This window comes from Citrobacter sp. S46_ASV_140 (genome assembly GCF_018919545.1).
GTDB classification, from domain to species: domain Bacteria; phylum Pseudomonadota; class Gammaproteobacteria; order Enterobacterales; family Enterobacteriaceae; genus Citrobacter; species Citrobacter braakii.
In genome coordinates, this window is sequence record NZ_JAHLRC010000251.1 from 1 (window position 1) to 1,763 (window position 1,763).

Here is a 1,763-nt window from a genome sequence, read left to right on the forward strand (position 1 = left end):
GAATAACAGTTTTCCGACAAATTACCGAATTACCCTATTTTTACGGAGACGATAATGAATTCGCTACAACAACGGTCAACCGCTTTAGAACTAACGACGTTACAGAATGGCTTTACGCTGACATACCACCAGCGCCTGATTTTACGTCACAGCACAGAAACCCCCTGCCTGTGGATCGGCGCTGGCGTTGCCGATATTGATATGTTCCGCGGCAACTTCAGCATTAAAGACAAACTCAATGAGAAGATTGCCCTGACCGACGCCACGGTCAACGAGTCACCTGACGGCTGGCAGGTGCATTTCAGTCGCGGTAACACCATCAACGCCACGCTGCACATCTCCATCGATGAACAGGGTCGCCTGAAGCTGGATCTGCACAACGATGACCTCAGCCATAACCGCGTCTGGCTGCGTCTGGCTGCCAACCCGGACGATCATATTTACGGCTGCGGTGAACAGTTCTCTTATTTCGACTTACGCGGTAAGCCGTTCCCACTGTGGACCAGCGAACAGGGCGTGGGCCGTAACAAAAATAGCTATGTCACCTGGCAGGCAGACTGCAAAGAAAATGCCGGTGGTGACTACTACTGGACCTTTTTCCCGCAGCCGACCTTCGTCAGCACGCAGAAGTACTACTGCCACGTTGATAACAGCTGCTATATGAATTTCGACTTCAGCGCGCCGGAGTATCACGAACTGGCATTGTGGGAGGACAAAACCACCCTACGATTTGAATGCGCTGACACCTACATCTCTTTACTGGAAAAACTGACCGCGCTGTTAGGACGCCAGCCGGAGCTGCCGGACTGGATCTACGATGGCGTCACGCTCGGTATTCAAGGCGGTACTGAGGTTTGCCAGAACAAACTGGACACCATGCGTAACGCAGGCGTGAAAGTAAACGGCATCTGGGCGCAGGACTGGTCCGGGATCCGCATGACCTCCTTTGGCAAACGCGTGATGTGGAACTGGAAGTGGAACAGCGACAACTATCCTCAGTTGGATAGCCGTATTAAGCAGTGGAAAGAAGAAGGTGTGCAATTCCTCTCCTACATCAACCCGTACGTCGCCAGCGATAAAGATCTCTGCGCCGAAGCGGCTGCGCACGGTTATTTGGCGAAAGATGCCTCTGGCGCTGACTATCTGGTTGAGTTTGGCGAGTTTTACGGCGGCGTGGTGGACCTGACCAACCCTGAAGCCTACGCCTGGTTCAAAGAAGTCATCAAAAAGAACATGATTGAGCTGGGATGCGGCGGTTGGATGGCCGACTTTGGCGAATACCTGCCAACCGACACTTACCTGCACAATGGCATTAGCGCTGAAATTATGCATAACGCCTGGCCTGCGCTGTGGGCGAAATGTAACTACGAAGCGTTACAGGAGACTGGCAAGCTCGGCGAGATCCTGTTCTTTATGCGTGCGGGTTACACCGGCAGCCAGAAATACTCCACCATGATGTGGGCAGGCGATCAGAACGTTGACTGGAGCCTTGACGACGGTCTGGCTTCCGTCGTTCCTGCAGCGCTGTCACTGGCGATGAGCGGTCATGGTCTGCACCACAGCGATATCGGCGGCTACACCACCCTATTTGAAATGAAACGCAGCAAAGAGCTGCTGCTGCGCTGGTGTGACTTTAGCGCCTTCACGCCGATGATGCGCACCCACGAAGGTAACCGCCCTGGCGATAACTGGCAGTTTGATGGTGATGCTGAAACCATCGCCCACTTTGCTCGTATGACCACCGTCTTTACCACCCTTAAACC

At 53.5% G+C, this 1,763-nt stretch carries 1 protein-coding gene; it reads left to right on the forward strand.

Annotation, left to right across the window (positions count from 1 at the left end; all coding sequences use genetic code 11):
- Positions 1-54 precede the first annotated feature (54 nt).
- On the forward strand, positions 55-1,763 hold a 1,709-nt coding region (locus KQJ19_RS23485; RefSeq protein WP_216404269.1), incomplete at its 3' end, for an alpha-glucosidase.